This is a genomic window from Curtobacterium sp. MMLR14_010 (genome assembly GCF_001865015.1).
GTDB lineage: Bacteria > Actinomycetota > Actinomycetes > Actinomycetales > Microbacteriaceae > Curtobacterium.
This window is the reverse complement of the sequence record NZ_MJGV01000001.1, coordinates 1,355-23,049: the sequence shown is the minus strand read 5'-3', so window position 1 is coordinate 23,049 and position 21,695 is coordinate 1,355. Positions and strand designations below refer to the sequence as shown.

Annotated in this window: 22 protein-coding genes; 14 read left to right on the top strand and 8 right to left on the bottom strand. The window is 72.7% G+C overall.

Annotated elements, in window-relative coordinates:
* Window positions 1-43: 43 nt before the first annotated feature.
* Window positions 44-874 carry an oxidoreductase gene (locus BIU98_RS00115; RefSeq protein ID WP_071269512.1) on the bottom strand — a complete coding sequence of 277 codons (831 nt, stop codon included), beginning with the start codon at window positions 872-874 and terminating at the stop codon, window positions 44-46.
* Window positions 875-1,094: 220 nt separating this feature from the next.
* Here BIU98_RS00115 and BIU98_RS00110 point away from each other — a divergent pair, with 220 nt between their 5' ends.
* Window positions 1,095-4,313 carry a hypothetical protein gene (locus tag BIU98_RS00110; RefSeq protein WP_139200478.1) on the top strand — a complete coding sequence of 1,073 codons (3,219 nt, stop codon included), beginning with the start codon at window positions 1,095-1,097 and terminating at the stop codon, window positions 4,311-4,313.
* Between the two features lie 156 nt (window positions 4,314-4,469).
* Window positions 4,470-5,375, top strand: a complete 906-nt coding sequence (locus BIU98_RS00105; protein ID WP_139200477.1) for a helix-turn-helix transcriptional regulator — start codon at window positions 4,470-4,472, stop codon at window positions 5,373-5,375.
* A gap of 28 nt (window positions 5,376-5,403) precedes the next feature.
* On the opposite strand, the gene BIU98_RS00100 is transcribed toward BIU98_RS00105, so the two are convergent.
* The gene (locus tag BIU98_RS00100) at window positions 5,404-5,607 is read right to left on the bottom strand and encodes a hypothetical protein (RefSeq protein ID WP_071269508.1); all 204 of its coding nucleotides are present in this window, start codon (window positions 5,605-5,607) and stop codon (window positions 5,404-5,406) included.
* Between the two features lie 35 nt (window positions 5,608-5,642).
* Here BIU98_RS00100 and BIU98_RS00095 point away from each other — a divergent pair, with 35 nt between their 5' ends.
* Window positions 5,643-6,371 carry a methyltransferase domain-containing protein gene (locus BIU98_RS00095; RefSeq protein WP_071269506.1) on the top strand — a complete coding sequence of 243 codons (729 nt, stop codon included), beginning with the start codon at window positions 5,643-5,645 and terminating at the stop codon, window positions 6,369-6,371.
* 183 nt (window positions 6,372-6,554) lie between these two features.
* Window positions 6,555-7,037 (top strand): FBP domain-containing protein, encoded by a 483-nt coding sequence (locus BIU98_RS00090; protein ID WP_071269518.1) that lies wholly within the window; start codon window positions 6,555-6,557, stop codon window positions 7,035-7,037.
* Between the two features lie 57 nt (window positions 7,038-7,094).
* On the opposite strand, the gene BIU98_RS00085 is transcribed toward BIU98_RS00090, so the two are convergent.
* Window positions 7,095-8,081 (bottom strand): aldo/keto reductase, encoded by a 987-nt coding sequence (locus BIU98_RS00085; protein ID WP_071269504.1) that lies wholly within the window; start codon window positions 8,079-8,081, stop codon window positions 7,095-7,097.
* A gap of 148 nt (window positions 8,082-8,229) precedes the next feature.
* Between BIU98_RS00085 and BIU98_RS00080 the strand changes: the two genes are divergently transcribed.
* The 4 genes from BIU98_RS00080 to BIU98_RS00065 all read left to right on the top strand — a co-directional run bounded on the left by BIU98_RS00080 (window position 8,230) and on the right by BIU98_RS00065 (window position 12,346).
* Window positions 8,230-9,183, top strand: a complete 954-nt coding sequence (locus BIU98_RS00080) for an AraC family transcriptional regulator (RefSeq protein ID WP_175481247.1) — start codon at window positions 8,230-8,232, stop codon at window positions 9,181-9,183.
* Window positions 9,184-9,362: 179 nt separating this feature from the next.
* Window positions 9,363-10,772, top strand: coding sequence for an FAD-binding oxidoreductase (locus BIU98_RS00075; protein WP_083392823.1), 1,410 nt, complete (start codon window positions 9,363-9,365; stop codon window positions 10,770-10,772).
* A 45-nt stretch (window positions 10,773-10,817) separates the two neighbouring features.
* The gene (locus BIU98_RS00070) at window positions 10,818-11,402 is read left to right on the top strand and encodes a YdeI family protein (RefSeq protein WP_083392824.1); all 585 of its coding nucleotides are present in this window, start codon (window positions 10,818-10,820) and stop codon (window positions 11,400-11,402) included.
* A gap of 65 nt (window positions 11,403-11,467) precedes the next feature.
* Window positions 11,468-12,346 (top strand): aldo/keto reductase, encoded by an 879-nt coding sequence (locus BIU98_RS00065; RefSeq protein WP_071269498.1) that lies wholly within the window; start codon window positions 11,468-11,470, stop codon window positions 12,344-12,346.
* Between the two features lie 100 nt (window positions 12,347-12,446).
* Here BIU98_RS00065 and BIU98_RS00060 read toward each other — a convergent pair whose 3' ends face one another.
* Window positions 12,447-13,178 (bottom strand): SDR family oxidoreductase, encoded by a 732-nt coding sequence (locus tag BIU98_RS00060; protein WP_071269496.1) that lies wholly within the window; start codon window positions 13,176-13,178, stop codon window positions 12,447-12,449.
* Between the two features lie 90 nt (window positions 13,179-13,268).
* On the opposite strand from BIU98_RS00060, the gene BIU98_RS00055 reads away from it, so the two are divergent.
* The 3 genes from BIU98_RS00055 (at window position 13,269) to BIU98_RS00045 (ending at window position 15,779) form a co-directional block, all read left to right on the top strand.
* On the top strand, window positions 13,269-13,868 hold the full coding sequence (locus tag BIU98_RS00055; protein ID WP_071269494.1) for a TetR/AcrR family transcriptional regulator: 600 nt from the start codon (window positions 13,269-13,271) through the stop codon (window positions 13,866-13,868).
* A gap of 10 nt (window positions 13,869-13,878) precedes the next feature.
* Window positions 13,879-14,859, top strand: a complete 981-nt coding sequence (locus BIU98_RS00050; protein ID WP_071269492.1) for an aldo/keto reductase — start codon at window positions 13,879-13,881, stop codon at window positions 14,857-14,859.
* A 140-nt stretch (window positions 14,860-14,999) separates the two neighbouring features.
* The gene (locus tag BIU98_RS00045) at window positions 15,000-15,779 is read left to right on the top strand and encodes an SGNH/GDSL hydrolase family protein (protein WP_071269490.1); all 780 of its coding nucleotides are present in this window, start codon (window positions 15,000-15,002) and stop codon (window positions 15,777-15,779) included.
* 85 nt (window positions 15,780-15,864) lie between these two features.
* On the opposite strand, the gene BIU98_RS00040 is transcribed toward BIU98_RS00045, so the two are convergent.
* Window positions 15,865-16,350, bottom strand: a complete 486-nt coding sequence (locus BIU98_RS00040; protein WP_071269473.1) for a DUF4126 family protein — start codon at window positions 16,348-16,350, stop codon at window positions 15,865-15,867.
* A 137-nt stretch (window positions 16,351-16,487) separates the two neighbouring features.
* Here BIU98_RS00040 and BIU98_RS00035 point away from each other — a divergent pair, with 137 nt between their 5' ends.
* Both BIU98_RS00035 and BIU98_RS00030 read left to right on the top strand, forming a co-directional pair.
* Window positions 16,488-17,054, top strand: coding sequence for a hypothetical protein (locus BIU98_RS00035; protein ID WP_071269471.1), 567 nt, complete (start codon window positions 16,488-16,490; stop codon window positions 17,052-17,054).
* Between the two features lie 29 nt (window positions 17,055-17,083).
* Window positions 17,084-17,872: an SDR family oxidoreductase gene (locus BIU98_RS00030; RefSeq protein ID WP_071269446.1), complete on the top strand. Its 789-nt coding sequence runs from the start codon at window positions 17,084-17,086 to the stop codon at window positions 17,870-17,872.
* Here BIU98_RS00030 and BIU98_RS00025 read toward each other — a convergent pair.
* The 3 genes from BIU98_RS00025 to BIU98_RS00015 are packed head-to-tail and all read right to left on the bottom strand — an operon-like array spanning window position 17,854 to window position 20,158.
* Window positions 17,854-18,483 (bottom strand): hypothetical protein, encoded by a 630-nt coding sequence (locus tag BIU98_RS00025; RefSeq protein ID WP_139200475.1) that lies wholly within the window; start codon window positions 18,481-18,483, stop codon window positions 17,854-17,856. The genes BIU98_RS00030 and BIU98_RS00025 overlap by 19 nt on opposite strands.
* Entirely contained in the window at window positions 18,480-19,337 is an 858-nt protein-coding gene (locus tag BIU98_RS00020) for an endonuclease/exonuclease/phosphatase family protein (RefSeq protein WP_083392822.1), read from the bottom strand. The genes BIU98_RS00025 and BIU98_RS00020 overlap by 4 nt, the downstream gene beginning before the upstream one ends.
* Window positions 19,334-20,158: a glycosyltransferase family 2 protein gene (locus BIU98_RS00015; protein ID WP_071269442.1), complete on the bottom strand. Its 825-nt coding sequence runs from the start codon at window positions 20,156-20,158 to the stop codon at window positions 19,334-19,336. The genes BIU98_RS00020 and BIU98_RS00015 overlap by 4 nt, the downstream gene beginning before the upstream one ends.
* A gap of 115 nt (window positions 20,159-20,273) precedes the next feature.
* On the opposite strand from BIU98_RS00015, the gene glgX reads away from it, so the two are divergent.
* The coding region (gene glgX / locus BIU98_RS00010; RefSeq protein ID WP_071269440.1) for a glycogen debranching protein GlgX at window positions 20,274-21,695 on the top strand (1,422 nt) is incomplete at its 3' end.

The following is a 21,695-nucleotide window of genomic DNA, read 5'->3' as shown; positions in this document are numbered from 1 at the left end:
CCGAGCCTCCCGTCCGGCAGATGGGACCTGAGCAGCCGGGCCGCTAGAAGTCGGTGCCCCGGCTCACGGACTCCCATGCGTCGACCTCGGCGCGCAGCGCGTCCAGCGCGGCGCGGAAGCCGTCCGACGCGTCGTTGCCGAGGAGCAGCATGAACGGCGTCTGGTCGGCCTCGACCGCGGTGATGAGCGCCTGCGCGGCCTTCGCCGGGTCGCCGGCCTGGGTGCCGTGCGCGGTGTCGTGCTCGATCCGACGCTTGCCGGCGGTGTCGGCGTAGGCCGCGATCGGGGTGGCGGACTGCGTGAGCGAGCGTCCCGCGAAGTCGGTGCGGAAGCCGCCGGGCTCGACGACCATGACGTCGATGCCGAGCGGGGCGAGCTCCTTGCGGAGCGAGAGCGACAGGGCCTCGAGCGCGGCCTTGACCGCCGCGTAGTAGCCGGAGCCCTCGGGCGAGATGCGGGCGCCGATCGAGGAGATGTTCACGATCGTGCCGGTGCCACGGGCGCGCATGCCGGGCAGCACGGCACGGATCAGCGCCGTCGGTCCGTGGACGTGCGTGTCGAACAGGGTCTGGACGGCCTCGGGCTCACCCTCCTCGACGGCGGCACGGTACCCGTAGCCGGCGTTGTTGACGAGCACGTCGATGCGCCCGAAGCGCTCCTCGGCGGCGGTGACGGCGGCAGTCACGGCAGCGGGGTCGGTGACGTCGAGCGCCAGGGCCAGGGCGCGGTCGGGGGCGGTGTCGGCGATGTCCTGCACGCGGGAGGCGTCCCGCGCGGTGACGACGACGGAGCCGCCCGCAGCGAGGACGGCCTCGGCGAACGCGCGTCCGAGGCCGGTGGAGCAGCCGGTGATGAACCAGGTGGTGTCGGTCATGGCTCCATGCAACGCCCCTCGTCCGGTGCGTGCCCTCCGTTCCCGGCGGACCGCGCCCGTCCACAGCCCCGTCCAGACGGTCGCTTGCGTTCTCCGGCTGACCGACACGTGCTGTGTTTCCCGGCCGTCAATGGTTCGTTACGAGACCGTTTCCGACAGCGACCAGACCCGCAGGTGACTCCAAGCTTCGTCATGAGAAACCCTTCACACGAGGAGCCCCTTGTCCAGAACCCCTTCCCGGAGTCGACTCGCCGCACTGGCGATCACCGCCACGTTGACTCCCGCCCTCGCCCTGACCGCAGTCCCTGCGTTCGCGGCACCGACCCCTGACCCCGTCGTCGCCTCCGGCAGCGACTGGGACGTCACGACTGCTCCTGGCGGGTACCTCGTGTCCCTCGACCTCGAGGCACCCCTGCCGATGATCGACGACGCCCCCACGCTCGTCGTGGACGGCGAGCCGATCGGCCTCGCCACCGAGTCGGCGGACGGGAAGACCCTCCAGGTCCTCACCGCCGACCCGTCCGTCGCCCGCGCGACGGACGTCACCAAGGCCTGGTCGAGCGGCGACGCGGACAAGGCAACCGAGACGACGTCGGTCCCGGTCACCCCGCCCGTCCCCGAGAACCGCACCCTGAAGCGGCAGATGAAGTCGCTCGCGACGGCCGAGGCCGTGGAGGACCCGTCCGCACCCGGCGCCTACACGGTGACGGAGGCCGAGTACGACTTCGGCGACCAGGCGGTCCCGCTCGCGGCGATCGGCGGCATCCGCGGTGAGCTCACCGGGAAGATGTACCTGACCAGTGCCGCCGGGGAACGACCGACGGTCGTGCTCCTGCACGGACGGCACACCTCCTGCTCCGGCACCGGCGCGAACCCGCTGCGCTGGCCGTGCGGTCCGACGCAGATGAACATCCGCTCGTACCTCGGCTACGAGGGCACCGCGCGTGCGCTCGCCACCCGCGGCTACAACGTGGTCTCCATCGCCGCGAACGCCGTGAACTCGAACGACAACCAGCTCGCGCTCGACTACGGCGCCGAGGCCCGCGGTCAGCTGATCCTGGACACGCTGGGGATGCTCGGCAAGGCCGACGCCGGGACCCCCGTGTCCTACGACGACGTCACCACGGCGACCACCGCGAGCCCGAGCACGACGACGACGCGCACCCTCGACGACGCCCTCGTCCGCGCCACGACCCGCACCGACCAGCCCGCCGCCGCCGCCGGTGTCACCGCCGCCTCGCTCAAGGGCCGCTTCGACCTGACGCACGTCGGCATCATGGGCCACTCCCGCGGTGGTGAGGGCGTGGTCTCGGCCGCGACCCTCAACCAGGCGCTCCCGAAGCCATACGGCATCGAGGCGGTCCTGCCGCTCGCGCCGGTCGACTTCGGCCGCATGACGCTGCCGGACGTCCCGACCGCCGTGTTCCTGCCCTACTGCGACGGCGACGTGTCGAACCAGCAGGGGCAGCACTTCATCGACGACTCCCGGCACGCCTTCGGTGACGAGGTCCTCCGGTCCGCGGTGTGGGTGATGGGCGCGAACCACAACTTCTTCAACACGGTGTGGACGCCCGGCCTGTACCCGGCCGCCACGGGCGACGACTGGAACGTCAACGACACCACGTCGACCTGCTCCACCACCAGCTCGACCCGCCTGACCGCTGCGCAGGAGTACCAGGTCGGTGTCAGCTACATGACCGGCTTCTTCCGCCTCACCATGGGTGGCGAGACCCAGTTCCAGCCGATGTTCGACGGGTCGGTCAAGCCCACCACGACCGCGACGCCGTTCGCCGACGTCCGGACGATGGCCGCGCAGCCCACCTCGAAGACGCAGCTCGTGACCGACTTCGCCTCGTCGAGCTCGCTCACCCGCACCGTCGGCAGCGCGACCGCCGCGGTCTGCACGAACCTGACCGGTCGCACGCTGCCCCAGTCGAACCCGTTCTGCGCCACCACGAAGGCGTCGGCACAGGTCCCGCACTGGACGCCCGGGTCCTTCGCGCCGAACGTGCCGACGTACCCGACCACCCGGTTCCTCTGGACCGGAGGGTCGACCACCGACCCCGCGGTCCCGAGCACCGGTGAGCTCCGCGTCTCGGTCCCCGCGTCCGCACGCGACGTCTCCGGCAGCAGCCAGCTGACGGTGAAGACCGCCCCCGACGAGGCCGTGCCCACCGGCACCGACTTCCGGATCACGGTCCTCGACGGCTCCGGGGGCACCTGGTCGACCGCCGCCTCGGCGATCAACCCGCTCGCGGTCAACCGGATGCCCGGTGGCACGAACACGACGCTGAACAAGATCGTCCTGCAGCAGCTGACGATCCCCACGGCGTCGATGACCGGTCTGGACCTCACCGACGTCCGCGAGGTCCGCTTCACCGCGGCCGTCGGGGCCGACGGCACCGGGACGGGCGGGGTCTACCTCTCCGACCTGGCGTTCGACACCCCGAGCGTCGGCACCGCCGTCGCCCAGACGCGCACCACGGTGAACGTCTCGCCCACCGCGGTGGAGGAGGGCGCCGGCCCCGGCACCGCCGACGTCGCCGTCTCCCTGTCGCGTGCCGACTCCCGTCCGGTCACCGCGTACGTCAGCGTCCTCGGATCGGCGACCGGCACCGTCGGCGTCGGCATGGAGCGCGTGACCTTCGCACCGGGCGAGACCTGCCGCGCGGTCACCGTGCCGACGGCCGGCAACACCATCGCCTCGGCGACGCCCAGCTCCGCCCTGAAGGTGAGCGTCACGAACACCAGCAACGCCGTCATGGGTGCGTCCGCGTTCACCAACCTGACCGTCCGCGAGGACGACGGCGTCACGGCGCCGGCGAAGGCCATCGCCCCCGTCGGCAAGCAGGGCGACGTGTGCGCCGAGCGGGCCGCTGCGGCCACCCCGGTGGCCCTCGGGACCTCCGTCGCGAAGGTCACGCCGGGCACGACGGGCACCACGGTCCTGCTCACGGGCACGGGCTTCCGTCGGGGTGAAGGCGTCACGTTCCGCTCCGGGACGACCGTCGTCGACACGGCCGTCGCCGGGTCGAGCGGTGCGGTCGCCGGCACCCTGCAGGTCCCGGCCGGCGCGGACCTCGGTGCGATCACCGTGTCCGCGATCGGCGCGGGTTCCGGCCGGGAGGCTCGGGCCACCATCACGGTCGTCGCCGCCACGCCGAAGCTGGCGCTGAAGGAAGGCAGCCGAGCGACCGTCGTCGGGTCCTGGAAGGTCGGCCGCACGGTGACCGCGAAGCCCGGCTCCTGGAACGCGAGCGGGATCACGTTCAGCTACAAGTGGTCGCGTGACGGCAAGTCGATCCCCGGGGCGACGAAGTCGACCTACACGACGACGACGAAGGACGTGGGTCTGCGTCTGAAGGTCACCGTCACCGCCAAGAAGTCCGGGTACACCAACGGTTCCACGACCGGGCTGTCGGGGCGCGTGCACAAGTAGCCACGCAGTACTGACTGACGGGAGCGGGTGATCGCGAGGTCACCCGCTCTCGTCGTGTCGGGGCGGGGCCCCTGAACTCGTGCGGGCGGGGCCACTGAGCGGCCAGGTACGGCCAGTGCCTGTCTCGCACTCGGGACCAGGACGTAGCCTGGCGCCATGGGTATCGACGTGCGCGGGGAGATCCGCGACTTCCTGTCCACACGACGGGCTCGGATCTCGCCGGAGCAGGCGGGCATGCCGACGTTCGGCGGTGGTGTCCGGCGGGTGCCCGGACTGCGGCGGCACGAGGTCGCGATGCTCGCCGGCGTCAGCGTCGACTACTACACGCGGCTCGAGCGCGGCACGCTCAAGGGCGTCTCCGACAGCGTGCTCGAGGGCCTGGCGCGGGCGCTGCAGCTCGACGAGGACGAGCGCACCCACCTGTGGGACCTCGCCCGGCTCGCGAACTCCGGCGTGAAGACCATGCACAAGACCATGCCGACCCGGATCCGTCCCGGCGTGCAACGACTCCTCGACGCGATCACCGGCGCGCCCGCGTGGGTGCGGAACGAGCGCGGTGACGTCCTCGCGGCGAACGACCTCGGCCGTGCCCTGTACGCGCCGATGTTCGCCGGACCCGGGCGGCCGGTGAACTCCGCCCGCTTCACGTTCCTCGACCCCGCCGCGCGGACGTTCTTCGTCGACTGGCCCCAGACCGCCAGGGACTCCGTCGCGATCCTCCGTGCCGCGGCCGTCGCCAACCCCTGCGAGCCCGGGCTCGTGACGCTCGTCGGGGAGCTCTCCACCCGCAGCGAGGAGTTCCGCTCCTGGTGGGCCGAGCACGACGTCCGTCTGCACCGCACCGGCAAGAAGCGGATCAGCCACCCGGTCGTCGGTGCGCTCGAGCTCGACTACGAGGCGCTCGACCTGGTCGCGGACCAGGGCCTGACGATGTTCACCTACAGCGCCGAGCCGGGGTCGGAGTCGGAGCGCTCGCTCGCGCTCCTCGGGACCTGGGCGGCGACGGAGCGCGCGGAGCAGCTCGCCGCGGCCCGCGCCACGGAGTCCGAGTCGGTCGACTGACGGGTCCGCCGTGCGCGGGCGCCCGCCGTCAGATGGCGGTCGGGTCCTCGTCGTCGTCGAACGCGGCGTCGCGGAGCTGCTCGATGCGCAGCACCCGCTCCTGTGCGGACAGCCGGAGCACCCGGATCGCGGCGAACACCAGCACGATGAGCGCGATCACGAGCACGACGACCGCGAGCACGAGCAGGCCGTAGAGGACGAACACGAAGCTGAAACCAGAGTCGGCGATCATGTGGCGACCCTAGCGCCCGCCGTAGGCTGAGCCGCGTGACCAGGCGCGCGGACGGAACAGCGGGAGACGGCGCGACCGACCAGGACCACACCCGGTGGCGCCGCCCGGAACCCGCCTTCGCCCGGGCCCTGAAGGTCGCACTCGGGGACGCGCGCACGGTGCTGCACCTCAGCACCGACACCGGCACCGACCCCGCGGCGTCCTACGCGCCGCACGACCGGGACGTCACGACCGTCGAGCCGACCGCGGACCTGCCCTTCCCCGACGACACGTTCAACGCGGCGATGACCGCGTTCACCATCCCCCGATGGCAGGACCTCGAGCGCGGACTGGCCGAGATGCGGCGCGTGACGCGCGGCCCGGTCGTCGTGCTGACGCGGGACCCCGCCCGGATCCAGGGCTCCTGGCTCGCCGAGTACGCCCCCGAGGTGACGGCCGCCGACGCCCGCCGCCACCCGGCCCTCGACCGCATCGCCGACGCCCTCGGCGGGGAGGTCACCACCACCCGCGTGCCGATCCCCTTCACGTGCGTCGACGGCTTCTCCGAGGCGTACTACGGCCGCCCCGAACGACTGCTCGACCCGGCCGCGCGCCGGGCTGACGACGCCTGGGGGCTCGTCGACGAGATGAGCGCCGCCCGCTCGGTCGCCGCGCTCCGCACCGCGCTCGAGTCCGGCGCCTGGGACGACCGCCACGGCGCACTCCGTGTCCGCCCGTCCCACGACGGCTCGGTGGCGCTGCTCAGGGCACTGCCGAGCGCTTGACACGACCTCGTAGGATCGAGCCCGTGAGCAACCGTTCCCAGGAGGTCGTCGGCGTCCACGCCGGCATCAGGGCCTGACGCCCCCGGTCACGTCGTCGACGTGGCCGCAGTCGTCGTCCCCTCCCAGAACGCCCGCCCGGTGCGGCGCACGAGCGCCCCGGTCGGCATCACAGAACGGCTCACCATGCTGCCCATCAGCGAGAAGACCATCCGCGCGTCCTTCGTCAACGCCTCCCGCAAGGAGACGAGCGACCTGACGCTGCCCGCCGACTTCGAGACCCTCGACTGGGACGCACTCGACTTCCTCGGGTGGCGTGACCCGAAGAGCGCCCGCCGGGCGTACGTCGTCGTGCCGACCCTCGAGGGCGAGCTCGTCGGCGTCCTGTTCTGGCAGGCCGATGCGTCGCCGCGCTCCCGGGCACAGTGCTCGTGGTGCCAGGACGTCAAGCTGCCGAACGACGTCGTGTTCTACAGCGCCAAGCGGTCGGGTCCGGCCGGGCGCAACGGCAACACCGTCGGGACGCTCGTCTGCCAGGACTTCCAGTGCTCGGCGAACGTCCGGAAGACCCCGCCGCTGGCCTACGAGGGCTTCGACGTCGATGCCGCCCGGCTCCGCCGGATCGAGGACCTGCAGCTCCGCGCGGCCGGCTTCGCCGCCGACGTCTGACGGACGGGAGGCTCGGTGCCAGCTGGCACTGAGCCTCCCGTCCGCCGCCCGGCTGGGTCAGCGGTCGATGCTCGACATGTCGGGGTAGCGGTCGCCCGTCGGGGCGGGCAGGGCCGAGAGGCGCTCGACCTGCTCCGAGCTCAGGGTGAGGTCCGCGGCGGCGACGTTCTCCTCGAGGCGGGAGACACGCTTCGTGCCGGGGATCGGCACGACGTCGTCGCCCTGCGCGAGCAGCCAGGCGAGGGCGACCTGGGCGGGGGTGCCGCCGACCTCGTCCGCGACGTGCTTGACCTCGTCGACGATGCGCATGTTCGTCTCGAAGGCCTCCTGCTGGAAGCGCGGGTTCGCCAGGCGGAAGTCGTCGGCGTCGAGGTCCGAGGGCTTCGTGATCGCGCCGGTGAGGAACCCACGGCCGAGCGGCGAGTAGGGGACCAGGCCGATGCCGAGCTCGCGGAGCGTGTCGAGCACGTCGCCCTCGGGGTCGCGCGTCCAGAGCGAGTACTCGCTCTGCAGGGCCGTGATCTGGTGGACGGCGTTCGCCTTCCGGATCGTCGCGGCGCTCGCCTCGGAGAGCCCGATGTGACGGATCTTGCCCTCCTGGACGAACTCGGCGAGCTGGCCGATGACGTCCTCGATCGGGACCGCCGGGTCGACGCGGTGCTGGTAGTAGAGGTCGATGTGGTCGGTGCCGAGGCGGCGGAGCGACCCCTCGAGGGCCTCCCGCACGGACTCGGGCGCGGAGCTGATGCCGCGGCCGGCTGCCGGGGTCGTCTCCCCGGCCTCGTGGGTGATCAGACCGAACTTCGTCGCGATGACGACGTCGTCGCGGCGGTCGGCGAGGGCCCGGCGGAGGAGCTCCTCGTTCGTGTAGGGGCCGTACGCCTCGGCCGTGTCGAAGAGGGTCACACCGAGGTCGATCGCCCGGTGGATCGTGCGGACCGACTCGTCGTCGTCCGTGTTCGCGCCGGTGTAGAAGGCGCTCATCCCCATCGTTCCGAGGCCGATCGGGCCGACCTCGAGGTCACTGAGCTTGCGTGTCTGCATGCGTCCCGGTCTACTCCGCCTACCCGCGTCGGAGGGAGGCACCGTTCGTACCCGTCACGAGCGACCCCGGCGGCGCCCCGTCGGAATCCGGACAGTTGCGGGGCCGGGGTCCCCGGGACGCAGCGGGACTTCTGCGACCATGGCAGGTGTGAGCGTGAACCCGGTGTCAGGGCCCTCGTCCCCGTACCTCCGGTTCCGGAAGGCGACGATCAGCGCCCGACGTGGCCCGGAGCTGGACCACGTCTACGGCACCGGTGGCGGGATCGGCAGCGTCCTCGAACAGTTCCGGTACGCCGGAGCCGGCGACGCTGACGTCTCCCTCCGGGGTGCGAGCGTCGAGGGGACCCGTGCCGGGACCATGCAGCGCCGGCGCGACCACATCGTCTTCTGGATCGGCGACGGCACCGCCACGATCACCTCGGCACACGGCGGGACCGTCGTCGTGCCGCCCGGGCGGCCGCTGTTCCTGTCGGCCGGCACGGTCTACGACTTCACGGCTGCCACGTCGAGGGTCACGATGCTGCACCTGTCCGACGCGATCCTGCGGACCACGGTCGGCGCGCAGGACACCGCTGCCGTCCAGGACCTGCTGTTCGAGGAGCTGGCGCGCGACGAGCACGCCCTGCACCGGCTGCGGGCCGTGCTCGAGGGGTCCACCGCAGCGCTCACCAGCGCGGACACGTCCGCCGACGCACGAGCGGCGGTGAACGACCGGGTCGTCGCCGCGGTGCTCGCGGCGTTCCCGCGGCGCGAGGCCGACCCGGTCGCTCCGACACCGGTCGGACGCGCGATCGCGTTCATGCACGAGCACGCCCACCGGGAGCTGTCCGTGCAGGAGGTCGCCGAGGCCGCCGGCCTGAGCGTGCGCGGGCTGCAGGACGCGTTCGCCCGGCAGCTGCAGACGTCCCCGATGACCCACCTCCGCGCGCTGCGACTCGACGGCGTCCACGAGGACCTCGCCAGTGGGAGTGTCGACTCCGTCGCGGACGTCGCTCGGGCGTGGCAGTTCCACCACCCCGGACGGTTCGCGTCGAGCTACGCCGCCCGCTTCGGGGAGAAGCCCAGTGCGACCCTGCGATGGGCGAGGACCCCTCGACCCTGACCACCACCGCGGGGTAGACAGGTTCCGTGACGGAACCACTGGGGAACTCGACCACACGCAGGGGACTCATCGCCGGGGGTGTGGGGCTCGGCATCGCCGGGGTCCTGGCCGCGTGCAGCGGGGGGTCGCCGGAGCCGACACCGTCCAGCACGAGGACCTCGGGAGCGAGCGGTACGCCGGTGCCCAGTGCGAGCGCGCCGCCGACGGGCTCCGGGCCGGACAGCTGGGACGCCCTGGCCGCAGCGACCACAGGGGCGCTGCTCCGGTCGGGCGCCCAGGGCTGGGACACGGCGCGCATGCTCGAGAACCCCCGGTACGACGACGCCGACCCGCAGGGCATCCTCCGCGTGGCGGACGCCGACGACGTCGTCGCCGGACTCGCCTTCGCCCGGAACACCCGCACCCCGGTCGCGCTCCGGGCCGGCGGGCACTCGTACACCGGGTGGTCGGCCGGGGGCGCCGCCGGGACGGACGTCCCCCGCTCGCTCGTCATCAGCACCGCGGGCCTCGACGACGTCCGGGTGTCGGGGGAGTCGGTGACGATCGGCCCCGGTGCACAGCTCGCCGACGTCTACGCGACGCTGGCGGAGGCCGGTCGGGCGATCGGGTCCGGTTCGTGCCCGACGGTCGGCATCGGTGGCCTGACGCTCGGCGGGGGCGTCGGCGTGCTCGTCCGCTCGTTCGGCCTGACCTCGGACCAGCTCACCGGAGCCACGATCGTCACGGCGGACGGCAGCGTGCACGAGGTCTCGTCGTCCCGGGAACCGGACCTGTTCTGGGCCTGCCGCGGTGGGGGCGGTGGGACGGTGGGCGTCGTGACGAGCCTGACCTTCCGGACCCAGCCCGCGCCTCCCGTCCTGCTCTTCGGCATCACCTTCCCCTGGTCGGACGCCGCTGCGGTGGTGCGTGCGTGGCAGGACTGGGCGCCCCACGCGGACCGGCAGCTGTGGTCGACGCTGAAGCTGCTGGGCGGCGAACGGCACGCCGGCGGCCCGTCCGTCACGGTGTCCGGCGTGTGGACCGGGGAGAAGTCCGGCGCGGACGCCTCGGTCGACGGGTTCATCGCCGCGACCGGTGCGACCCCGACCCGGCACACGGCGGACGAGCTGACGTACGGCCAGGCGATGCGGCAGCTCGCCGGCAAGCCGGTGCGGGTGTCCGAGGCGGCGACGTCGTCGATCGGCACGGCTGCGCTCACCGACGCGCAGATCGGAGTCCTCGTGCAGCAGGCCGAGCGGTCCGGGTCGGTCGACGGCATGCATGAGGGCGGCGTGTCCCTCGACGCCCTCGGCGGTGTCGTGGCGGACGTCGGCCGGACCGACACCCCGTTCCCGTGGCGCTCGGCGCTGTGCACCGTGCAGTACACGGCAGTCTTCGAGGACGGCGCTGACCCGGCCCCGTTCGACCAGTACGTGCGCGGCTTCCGTGCGGCGATGCGTCCAGCGTGGGGCGACGGCGCGTACGCGAACTACTGCGACGCGGCGATCACGGACCCGTCGGCGTACTTCGACGTGAACACCTCGCGCCTGCACCGCATCGCCGAGCAGGCCGATCCGGACGGGGTGTTCGCGCAGCCGAACTGGGTCTGATCCGTGCCCTCGGTGTGAAGCGTGCCCCGTCCTACGATGACCGGCATGGACATCGAGCCGTTCGTCGTCGCTGACGCCGCCGCCTGGCGCGCCTGGCTCGACCGCCACGAGGACGACTCCGACGGCGTCTGGCTCGCCCTCGCCAAGAAGGGCACGACGGGGCCGACGACCCTGACGTACGCCGAGGCCCTCGACGAGGCGCTCTGCTCCGGGTGGATCGACGGCCAGAAGCGGAGCAACGACGCGGCGACCTTCCTGCAGCGGTTCACCCCGCGGCGCAGGGCCTCGCTGTGGTCGGAGCGGAACATCGGCCTGGTCGCGACGCTCGTCGCCGCGGGGCGGATGCGGGAGCGCGGGCAGGCCGAGGTGGACCGCGCGAAGGCCGACGGCCGGTGGGACCGCGCCTACGCCGGCTCGGCGACCGCCACGGTGCCCGAGGACCTGGTCGCCGCGCTCGACGCCGTGCCCGCTGCCGCCGCGCTGTTCGCCGAGCTCGACGCCACGAACCGGTACGCCGTGCTGCACCGGGTCATGACCGCGCCGAACGCCACGACCCGCGCGGCCCGGCTGGCCAAGCTCGTCGGCATGCTCGACCGCGGCGAGACGCCGTACCCGCGGCCGACACGCTGACGTCGGGGGACAGGACGCCACCGGTTGCTCACCGCGCGTTCGCGGAGACGGCGTAGACCGGGAGGATGACGAACAGCGACACCACGACACGTCCGGCCGACGCCTCCGGCACCTTCCGCATCGGTGGCGACCTCGAGGTCAATCGCCTCGGCTACGGCACCATGCAGCTCACGGGCCCCGGCGTCTGGGGACCGCCGAAGGACCACGACGAGGCGATCCGCGTGCTCAAGCGCGCCGTCGAGCTCGGCGTGAACTTCTTCGACACCGCTGACTCCTACGGCCCCTACGTCGCCGAGGAGCTCCTCAAGGAGGCCCTGCACCCCTACGGCGACGACGTCGTCATCGCCACCAAGGCCGGCCTGACCCGCACCGGCCCGAACGAGTGGCCGCCGGTCGGCCGCCCGGAGTACCTGCGTCAGGAGGCCGAGATGAGCCTCCGCCGCCTGGGCCTGGAGCGCATCGACCTGTTCCAGCTGCACCGCATCGACCCGAAGGTCCCGCTCGAGGACCAGATCGGGGAGCTCAAGAAGCTGCAGGACGAGGGCAAGGTCCGCCACATCGGCCTGTCCGAGGTCTCCGTCGACGAGGTCAAGGCCGCGCAGGAGATCGCCACGATCGTCTCCGTGCAGAACCTCTACAACCTCACCGACCGGTCCTCCGAGGCACTGCTCGACTGGTCCGAGGAGCAGGGCATCGGCTTCATCCCGTGGTTCCCGCTCGCGACCGGTGGCCTGACCGGCGAGGACTCCCCGCTGACCGAGCTGGCCGAGCGCAAGCAGGCCACGCCCGCACAGGTCGCCCTGGCCTGGCTGCTCAAGCGCTCCCCGGTGATGCTGCCCATCCCCGGCACGTCGAGCGTCGCCCACCTCGAGGACAACCTCGCCGGCGCGACCGTCGAGCTCACGGACGACGAGTTCCAGGAGCTCGCCGGCCTGCACGAGTGACACCACCGGGATCCGCTGAGGACAGCGGATCCCGGATCGAGCGGTGACGGATCCGGTCGACGGTCCTGCGGGATCGCCGACCGGATCCGTCGTTCGTCGGTCAGGAGGCGATGGCCGCCATGGCCTGTGCGGTCGCCGCACCGAGGTCCTCCGCCGGGCGGCTCAGCAGCCCCTTCACCATCCGGGTGTCGTCGTCGGCGAGCACCTCGTACACCCCGGTCACGGCGCCGTCGAGCGACTGCGACACCACGCTCGCCGGGCTGGTCTTCGGGACGTCGAAGCGCGCACCCATCGCCGTGTCGATCATGCCGACGAGCACGCCGGTGACCGTCGTCCCCTGGCCGGCGAGCTCGGTGCGCAGCCCGTTCGTCGCGGACCACGCCGCCGCCTTGGACGCGGCGTAGACCGTGGGGATCGGCGTCCACGCGGCGACGGAGAGCACGTTCAGCACGGCACCGCCGCCGTTCGCCGCGAGCACCGGCGCGAACGCCCCGGAGACCCGGATCGTGCCGAAGACGTTCGTCTCGAACACCGAGCGCAGGACGTCGTCGGGCGCGGACGCGATGGACGTGTCCGACGCCGGCGCGATCGCCGCGTTGTTCACGAGCAGGTCCACGTCGGACGCGGTCCGTGCCGCGGCAGCGATCGACTCCCCGTCGGTGAGGTCGAGCGCCAGGGACACCACGCGCTCGTCGTCCCACTGCCGCGGGGACCGTGCCGTGGCGTAGACCTTCGTCGCGCCGCGCTCCAGGGCCTGGCGGACGAACTCCTCGCCGAGGCCTCCGTTCGCTCCGGTCACGAGCACGGTCCGGCCGTCGAGTCGCTCAGTCATGGTCACTCCTGTAGGTTGGGTCGGGAAGCGGGGATGCTCCCCGGATCATTATGTGGGGCATGTCCCCACTTGAGTCAAGTGAGGTGTGTCGTGACGTCGACGACCGCGAAGCCCATGCGCGCTGACGCCCGCCGGAACCGCGACGCGATCACCGCGGCGGCACGACAGGTCTTCGAGACCGACGGCATCCTCGCGCCGATCGACGGCATCGCCACGGCGGCCGGGGTCGGCAACGCGACGTTCTACCGGAACTTCCCGACGCGGGACGACCTGCTCGCTGCGGTCATGGCCGACAGCGTCCACGCGGTCCTCGACGACTCGCGCGAGCTCGAGTCGCTGCCGGCTGACGACGCCCTGCACGAGTGGATGGCCCGCGTCACCTGGCAGCTCCGCATCTGGCAGAACCTGCCGACCTGCATCGCCAGCGCCATCGGGGACGACCAGTCGCCGGTGCAGGACGTCTGCGCCCGCCTGACAGCGCGCACGGACACGTTCCTGCAGCGCGCCAGGACGCAGGGCAGCGCGACGGACACGGCGAGCGCCGAGGACGTCTTCGAACTGCTCACGACGCTGTCCTGGGGCGTCGACCGCTTCGGCGACGACCAGGAGCAGGCCAGGCGCCGGGTGCGCCTGGCGACCGCCGGCCTGTTCGGCCGCAGCCCGCACGAGCACCCCGGCACCGGCGACTAGCGTCGGTCCCATGCAGCGACGCACCCTCGGCCGTACCGGCCGCGAAGTCTCCTCTATCGGTCTCGGCACCTGGCAGTTCGGCGGTGACTGGGGTCCCGTCGCCGACGAGGACGCCTTCGCCGTGATGGACGCCTCCGCCGAAGCCGACGTCACCCTGTTCGACACCGCCGACGTCTACGGCGACGGCACGAGCGAAGCGCTCATCGGCCGTTGGCTGCAGGCGAACCCGGGCTCGGGCGTCACCGTCACGACGAAGATGGGCCGTCGCGCCGAGCAGACGCCCGACAACTACGTGGCGGCGAACTTCCGCACCTGGGTCGACCGCTCGCGGACGAACCTGCAGCAGGACACGCTCGACCTGGTGCAGCTGCACTGCCCGCCGACCGCGGTGTTCTCCGACGACGCCGTGTACGACGCCCTCGACGCGCTGGTCGCCGACGGCGCGATCGCCGCCTACGGCGTCAGCGTCGAGACCGCCGACCAGGCGCTCACCGCGATCGCTCGGCCGAACGTCGCGAGTGTCCAGATCATCCTCAACGCGTTCCGGTTGAAGCCGCTGGACGCGGTCCTGCCCGCCGCCCGGGAGGCCGGGGTCGCGATCCTGGCGCGCGTCCCGTTGGCATCGGGGCTGCTCTCCGGCAAGTACACGACGGACACCGAGTTCGCCCCGGAGGACCACCGCACGTACAACCGCCACGGCGAGGCCTTCGACCAGGGTGAGACCTTCAGCGGGGTGCCCTTCGACGACGGCGTCCGCGCGGCGCAGGAGTTCGCCGCGGCGCTGCCCGAGGGCGTCTCCGTGCCGCAGGCCGCGCTCGCGTGGGTCATCGCGCAGGACGGCGTCACGGCGGCGATCCCCGGTGCCCGCAACGCCGAGCAGGCCCGTTTGAACGCCCAGGCGGGGTCCCTCGACGCCCCGGCCGACCTCGACGCCACCGTGCGTGACCTCTACGACCGCTGGTTCCGCGCGACGGTGCACGAGCGCTGGTGACCGCCGGCGGCCTGGAGCACCTCCCAGCCCCTGCTCGGAGGTGCTTCAGGAACCGCCGCCCCTTCCCACCGATCCCACGGCGTGCAGCGCCCGGCCCGGTCCTACGGTGATCCCACACCTCCGACCGATCGGGATCCACCATGCACGTGCGCCACGTCCTCGTCACCGCCGCGCTGGCCGCCGTCCTCGTCGCCGTCCCCACGGCCCTCGTCGTCGCGCACCCCGCGGTCGCGGCGTACGGGCCCAGCGCGGACCTGTCCGGTCCCCAGGCCGCACGGGTCGTGGCCGCCCGGGTCGCCGAGCTCCGACGCACCCCGGACCAGGTCCTCACCGGAGCCCTCGGGTCCGCGGCGGGCCGAGCGGTGCCCTTCGCCTACGCCGGCGACTCGATCACCGCGCGGCCCGGGTCGTGGCTGCGTGACCTGGCCGCGACGCCCGCCGCCACCGCCGTCGTCCGTGCCGTCGGCGGCTACGCCCACAGCGGGTACCGCTCGGACCAGGTGCTCGCCCGGATGCCCGTCGTGCACGGCGAGGACGTGCTGGTCGTCGAGCTCGGCACGAACGACGTGAACCAGCACGTGCCCACCGCGACGACCCTGGCGGACGTCGGTCGGCTCGTGGCGCAGGTGGCCGCGCCGCACGTGCTCCTGGTCGCCGCACCGCCCTCGGACCACACGACGAGCCTGTGGGGCGTCGACCGGCGGACGGGCAACGCAGCGCTCGACCGAGCCCTGGCCGTCGACGCGCACCGGCACGGGTGGAACGAGACCGACCCGTTCGCCGCGGACCGCGAGCGCGACGGCTCCTGGGTCCCCGGGGCCTCCACGGACGGCATCCACCCCACGACCGCGGCGAACCACGCGATCGCCAGCCGCTTCGCGGCGGCCATCACGGCCGCGGCACACACCGCGCGCACCTGAGCGGGGCACTGGACGCACCCGGAGACGGACAGGAGGCTCGGTGCACGTGGTGCGCCGAGCCTCCTGTCCGTCGTGCAGTCGCGTGTCAGCGCGAGGTGAGCACCTTCGTCGTGCCGGCGATGACCGCGGCGTCCTCGGCGAGCGCCACCAGCGGGTCGCGCAGGCCGGTCGTCTTCGTGACCGACTTGCGGGCGAGCAGACCGACGTAGCTGCCGATGACCGCTCCGACCGCCCCGAGGATCGCGCCCTCGACCCGGCGGTCGCGCTTGCCCGTCGTGCCGATCGCCATGCCGACGAACGCGCCGGAGGTGGCGCGGCCGATCAGGCCGGTCGCGGCGGTGCGGCTCGGGGTCATCGGGAGCTTGTCACCGATGATCTCGCCGACGGCACCGGCGATGAGCAGGCCGCGTCCGAGCGGCGTGCGGAAGGCGGGCCAGTCCTGCCAGGCACCCGACAGCTCCTTGCGGTCGCGGTTGAGCGCGAGCAGTGCGAGCGGGGTGGCGCTGCGGCCGCCCGTCAGGATGCCGAGCAGCAGGGCCTTCGTACCGGTGTGCTTCGTGTTCTTCGCCATGGGGTCTCCTCACAAGATCGTGGTCGACGCTACCCACGGGACCTGGCCGCCGCACCGGGATGTCCACCGGCCGGGCGCACGACGTCCGCCGAGCGGCGCGGTGTAGTCATGGGGTCCCCCGAACGAACAGGACCACCGTGACCGACGCCGACCGCATCCGCGCTGCTGCTGCCCCGCGCGCGCGGGTGGGCGCCGTGGACGAGGCCGGTCGGCTCCGGCTCCTCGGGGCCGCCGTCTCCGGGGCCGCGTTCGCGCTGGTGTTCGTGATGCTCGTGCTGTCCTCGTGGACCGCGGCGACGACCGGCGTGCTCGTGTCCGTCGGCGTGCCGGCCGCAGCGGTCGGCGGGACGCTCGGCGTCGTGCTGCTCCTGCGCTCGTGGCGCATCGAGGGCGGCTACGAGCGCGCGAGTGCCGTCCAGCGCTGGATCTCCGACGGCCGCGTGCCGATCGACGTCCCCGCGACGGAGTGGGTGCCGCTGCTGCACGGGCAGGCGGACCGGCAGGTCGCCGGCTGGGGCAAGATCCTGACCGCCGTGCTGTGGTTCGCGATGTCGTGGTCGATGCGGGACCAGCACGGCTGGGTGATCACGCTGCTGCTCTGCGGGCTGTGGACCGGGTTGGGGCTGTGGAGCGCCGTGGTCGTCATCCCGCGCGCCCGGGCTGCGGCGGCGATCCTGCGTCGGGGCGTCTCGACGCCCGAGTGACCCGCGCCGCCGGCGTGTAGGCAGGGTCCATGGCCTCCCAGAAGCAGCCCTTCCGTGCCCGTCGCGCCCTCGTCACCGGAGCGAGCGGGGGCATCGGCGAAGCGCTCGCCGTCGGACTCGCGCGCGGCGGCAGCGACCTCGTCCTGGTGGCGCGGTCGGCCGACAAGCTCGAGGCGGTCGCCGCCCGGGTCCGCCGTGACCACGGGGTGCGCGCCGAGGTCCTCGTCGCCGACCTGTCCACGGACGAGGGCGTCGACCACGTCATCACGTCCCTGGCCGACAGCCGGGTGGACATCGTCGTCGCCAACGCCGGCCTCGGCTCGCACGGCGACTTCGCCGACGACTCCGAGGAGCGGAACCGCACCCAGATCGCGCTGAACATCACCGCGGTCACCCGGCTCGTGCACGCGTTCCTGCCGGCGATGCTCGCGTGCGGGGTCGGTGGCGTGATGACCGTCGCCTCCACCGCGGCGTTCCAGCCGACACCGGGCATGGGCGTCTACGGCGCGACGAAGGCGTTCGTGCTCTCCCTGACCGAAGCGATCTGGCAGGAGACCCGCGGCCGTGGTGTCCGCGTGCTCGCCCTCTGCCCGGGCCCGACGGCGACGGGGTTCTTCGACGCCGCGGGGAGCTCGTCGCTCGAGGGCGGACGGCAGAGCGCGGAGCAGGTCGCCGCCGTGGGTCTGCGGGCCTTCGCGCGTGCGGGCGGTCCGACCGTGGTGTCCGGCCTCGGGAACACGGTGATCGCGAGCGCACACCGGTTCGTGCCGCGTGGGCTGATGGCGCGGATGTCGGCGCTCTACACCGCGGGGGACTGACGCCAGGACCGGACGGGCGGCTCGACGGTCCGCCGGTCGGACGCGCACCAGCGGGCGACGATACCGACCACCACGGCGCCGGCCCCGTCAGCGAGCAGGTCGCCGATCGTGTCGTCGTAGCCGACGAAGATCGTGGAGTCCAGGAAGTCGTGGCCGACCCACTCGAACATCTCCCACACGGCGCCGATCGCCAGGCCGATGGTGCCGCAGACCGCGACCGCGACGACGACGCGCATGCGTGTGGCGTCCGGCAGGATCTTCAGGTCGGACGCGATCACCACGACGAGCACGGCGAGCGCGCCGACGAGCAGGAAGTGGATGAGCTTGTCCCAGCCGGGGACGGACGTGTACCACTCCAGCGCGCTGCTCCACCCGGCGACCAGCGCGAGCAGGCACAGGGCGACGTCGAAGCCCGGGCGGAGTCCGAGGATCCGCGGGACGATGACCCCGAACAGCGTCAGGGACATGACCGCGAAGGCGATCGGTCCCCACACGATCGTCGCGACCGGGATGCTGAGGAGCGTCAGGACCCGCAGGACGTCGGCGACCCACTCGATGCCGTGGGGACGTCGGAGGAAGGTCGGGCCTGCGGTGCGGACGATGCTCGTCACGGGGTCTCCCATCGGATGACGGCGTGCACGGGGGTGTGGTCGGAGGGCCAGACGCCGCCCGGTCGACGGGTCGACACGGCCACGCGCTCGACGACGGCGCGGGCGGCGGGGTGGTCGCGGGTGACCAGGACGCGGTCGAGGCGGGGTCCGCCCGGCTTCGGTTCCCGGTAGTGGGCGTAGGTGCCGACGCTCGATGGCCGGTCCGGCGCGGCCACGAGGTCCCAGGTGTCGTCGAGACCCTCGGCGGCGAGGATCCCGGCGGCTGGCGAGCGCTCCCCGGCGTTCCAGTCGGCGAGCACCACGGCGGGCAGGCCGGACTCCCGCACGAGTGCGCCGATGAGCCGCGCGGACCGGACCTGCGCCAGCGGCGAGAACGGGTCGACGTGGGTGGCGAGGGCGACGAAGCGGACGCCGGTGACGCGGTCCTCGAGCTCGACGAGCACCGCGATGCGGGGGAAGGGCGCGCCCCAGGCCCGGGCTCCGACCCGGGAGCGGTCGGGCGCGAGCGCGACCGTCGTGGTGGTGCCCACGGTGAGCCGGTCGGCGTCGACGACGACCCCGACGTGCTCGCCGCCGGTCGTGCCGTCGGCGCCCTGCCGGTCGGCGACCACGGCGGTCCAGCGCGACCCCATGGCGGCGGTGAGGTGCTGCACCTGGGTGGGCACGGCCTCCTGGACGGCCAGCAGGTGGGGCGACTCGGACCGGACCAGCGCTGCGACGGCCGGGGCCCGTCGTGCCCACGTGTCGGGGTGCGTGGCGCGCAGGTGCGGCATCGGTCGGCGCACGTTGAAGGTCATGCAGTGCAGGTCCGGCGCGGCGACGGGACCCACGACCGGGGCGTCGTCGGGGGTCACGACTGCTGGACCGACGCCGGATCGACCTGCCGGACCGACGCCGGATCGGCGTGCTGGACCGACGCGCGGTCGGGCTGCCGCAGCACGCGGACCGGGCGCGTGCCGACGAGCACGCGGCGCATGATCCGGGCCGGGGTGAACGCCCGCATCCCGGACAGCCGGAGGGTCCGCCCGGCCTTGCGGGTCCGGACGACGAGCCCCCACGGGTCCTGCACGGGCGTGCTCGACACGGACGCCACGAGCCCGAGGTCGAGGACGGTGCGCCAGGTCGGGTCGAACTGGATCGAGAGGTCGATGTCGTCGTGCACCATCGGGTCGACGTGCACGCGGTGCCGGATCGCCAGCCACGCCGAGCGCCGCATCAGCATGTTCGAGCCGAACAGCGGCGGACGACCGAGCGCTGCGGTCATCAGCGTGAAGTACGCCCCCATGTAGGCGACCTGCCACACGACCGTCGCCACGCGGCCGAGGTCCCGGAACCGACCGGGGCCGGTGACCGCCGTGACGAGCGGGTCGGCGAACCAGGCGGTGCCGCGGGCGATCCAGTCGTGGGGGAGCACCGAGTCCGAGTCGACCCGGGCGATGAGCTCGCCCGAGGCGGCGTCGTACCCCCGGCTGGCCGCGGAGGCGATGCCCCGGACGGGCTCGTGCAGCACGACGGCGCCGGCAGCACGGGCGACCTCGGCGCTGGCGTCCGAGCTGCCGTTGTCCACGACGATCACCTCGGTCGGGGGCACCGTCTGGGCGGCGAGCGAGGCCAGGCAGACCGCGAGCTGGTCGGCGTCGTCGAGCACCGGGATGACGACGGTGACGGAACGCATGCCCCCAGCCAACCAAGACCGGGCTGAGCGCCGGTCCTGCCGCGGATGGCCGTTCGACGCGCCGGGGTACGGCGACGAGCCCCGGACACAGCACCACCTCGGTAGAACTGGCACCATGACCACTTCTTCGCGCACACCGCTCGGCGTGTCCCTCGTCGACGGCGGCGCCAACGTCGCCCTGTTCTCCAGCACCGCGGAACGGGTCGAGTTCTGCCGCTTCGACGAGGACGGCACCGAGCACCGCACCGAGCTGACGCAGCGCACGGGCTACACCTTCCACGACATCGTGCCGGACGTCACCGTCGGCACCCGCTACGGCTTCCGCGTGCACGGCGCGTGGGACCCGGCGAACGGCCTGCGCCACAACGGCGCCAAGCTGCTGCTCGACCCCTACGCCACCGCGATCGACGGCGAGTACGAGTGGGGCCAGGCACTCTTCGGCCACGACATGAACGAGCCCGAGCAGATCGACGAGACCGACTCGGCCTCCGCGATGCCGCGCTCGATCGTCGCCGACCGGTCCTTCGACTGGCAGGGCGACACCCGCCTGGGCACCGACCTCGCCGACACCGTCTTCTACGAGGTGCACGTCAAGGGCTTCACGAAGCAGCACCCCGACGTGCCCGAGGAGATCCGCGGCACCTACGCCGGCATGGCGCACCCGGCCGCGATCAAGCACCTGGTCGACCTGGGCGTCACGGCCGTCGAGCTGCTCCCCACGCACCAGTTCGTCCAGGACTCGACGCTCGTCGACAAGGGCCTGCGCAACTACTGGGGCTACAACTCCATCGGCTTCTTCGCGCCGCACAACGAGTACTCGTCCGCGGGCACGGCCGGCCAGCAGGTCGCCGAGTTCAAGGAGATGGTCAAGGCCCTGCACGCTGCGGGGCTCGAGGTCATCATGGACGTCGTCTACAACCACACCGCCGAGGGCAACCACATGGGCCCGACGCTGTCCTTCAAGGGCATCGACAACGCGTCGTACTACCGACTCGTGGAGGGTGACGAGGCGAACTACTTCGACACCACCGGCACCGGCAACTCGCTCAACGTCGGGCACCCGACCGCGCTCGGCCTGATCATGGACTCACTGCGCTACTGGGTCGAGGAGATGCACGTCGACGGCTTCCGCTTCGACCTGGCGACGACGCTGACCCGCCAGGACGGCGAGGCCGAGAAGCACTCCGCCTTCCTCGACATCATCCACCAGGACCCGGTGCTCCGCGAGGTCAAGATGATCGCCGAGCCGTGGGACACCGCCGGCTACCAGGTGGGCGGCTTCCCGGCCGACTGGTCCGAGTGGAACGGCAAGTACCGCGACGACCTCCGCGCGTTCTGGCGCGGCGACGAGGGAGCGCTCGCCGACGCCGTGCAGCGCGTCCTCGGCAGCCCCGACGTCTACGAGGGATCGCGCCGTTCGCCGCTCTGCTCGGTCGACTTCGTGACCGCCCATGACGGTTTCACTCTCGCCGACCTGACGATGTACGCCGAGAAGCACAACGAGGCGAACGGCGAGGACAACAACGACGGCGAGAGC

Bases quoted from the DNA above. Each gene is read 5' to 3' on its own strand.
- BIU98_RS00115 (WP_071269512.1), bottom strand. From the start codon at position 874: ATGACCGACACCACCTGGTTCATCACCGGCTGCTCCACCGGCCTCGGA.
- BIU98_RS00105 (WP_139200477.1), top strand. From the start codon at position 4,470: ATGGGTATCGACGTGCGCGGGGAGATCCGCGACTTCCTGTCCACACGA.
- BIU98_RS00100 (WP_071269508.1), bottom strand. From the start codon at position 5,607: ATGATCGCCGACTCTGGTTTCAGCTTCGTGTTCGTCCTCTACGGCCTG.
- BIU98_RS00090 (WP_071269518.1), top strand. From the start codon at position 6,555: ATGCTGCCCATCAGCGAGAAGACCATCCGCGCGTCCTTCGTCAACGCC.
- BIU98_RS00085 (WP_071269504.1), bottom strand. From the start codon at position 8,081: ATGCAGACACGCAAGCTCAGTGACCTCGAGGTCGGCCCGATCGGCCTC.
- BIU98_RS00070 (WP_083392824.1), top strand. From the start codon at position 10,818: ATGGACATCGAGCCGTTCGTCGTCGCTGACGCCGCCGCCTGGCGCGCC.
- BIU98_RS00065 (WP_071269498.1), top strand. From the start codon at position 11,468: ATGACGAACAGCGACACCACGACACGTCCGGCCGACGCCTCCGGCACC.
- BIU98_RS00060 (WP_071269496.1), bottom strand. From the start codon at position 13,178: ATGACTGAGCGACTCGACGGCCGGACCGTGCTCGTGACCGGAGCGAAC.
- BIU98_RS00050 (WP_071269492.1), top strand. From the start codon at position 13,879: ATGCAGCGACGCACCCTCGGCCGTACCGGCCGCGAAGTCTCCTCTATC.
- BIU98_RS00045 (WP_071269490.1), top strand. From the start codon at position 15,000: ATGCACGTGCGCCACGTCCTCGTCACCGCCGCGCTGGCCGCCGTCCTC.
- BIU98_RS00040 (WP_071269473.1), bottom strand. From the start codon at position 16,350: ATGGCGAAGAACACGAAGCACACCGGTACGAAGGCCCTGCTGCTCGGC.
- BIU98_RS00030 (WP_071269446.1), top strand. From the start codon at position 17,084: ATGGCCTCCCAGAAGCAGCCCTTCCGTGCCCGTCGCGCCCTCGTCACC.
- BIU98_RS00015 (WP_071269442.1), bottom strand. From the start codon at position 20,158: ATGCGTTCCGTCACCGTCGTCATCCCGGTGCTCGACGACGCCGACCAG.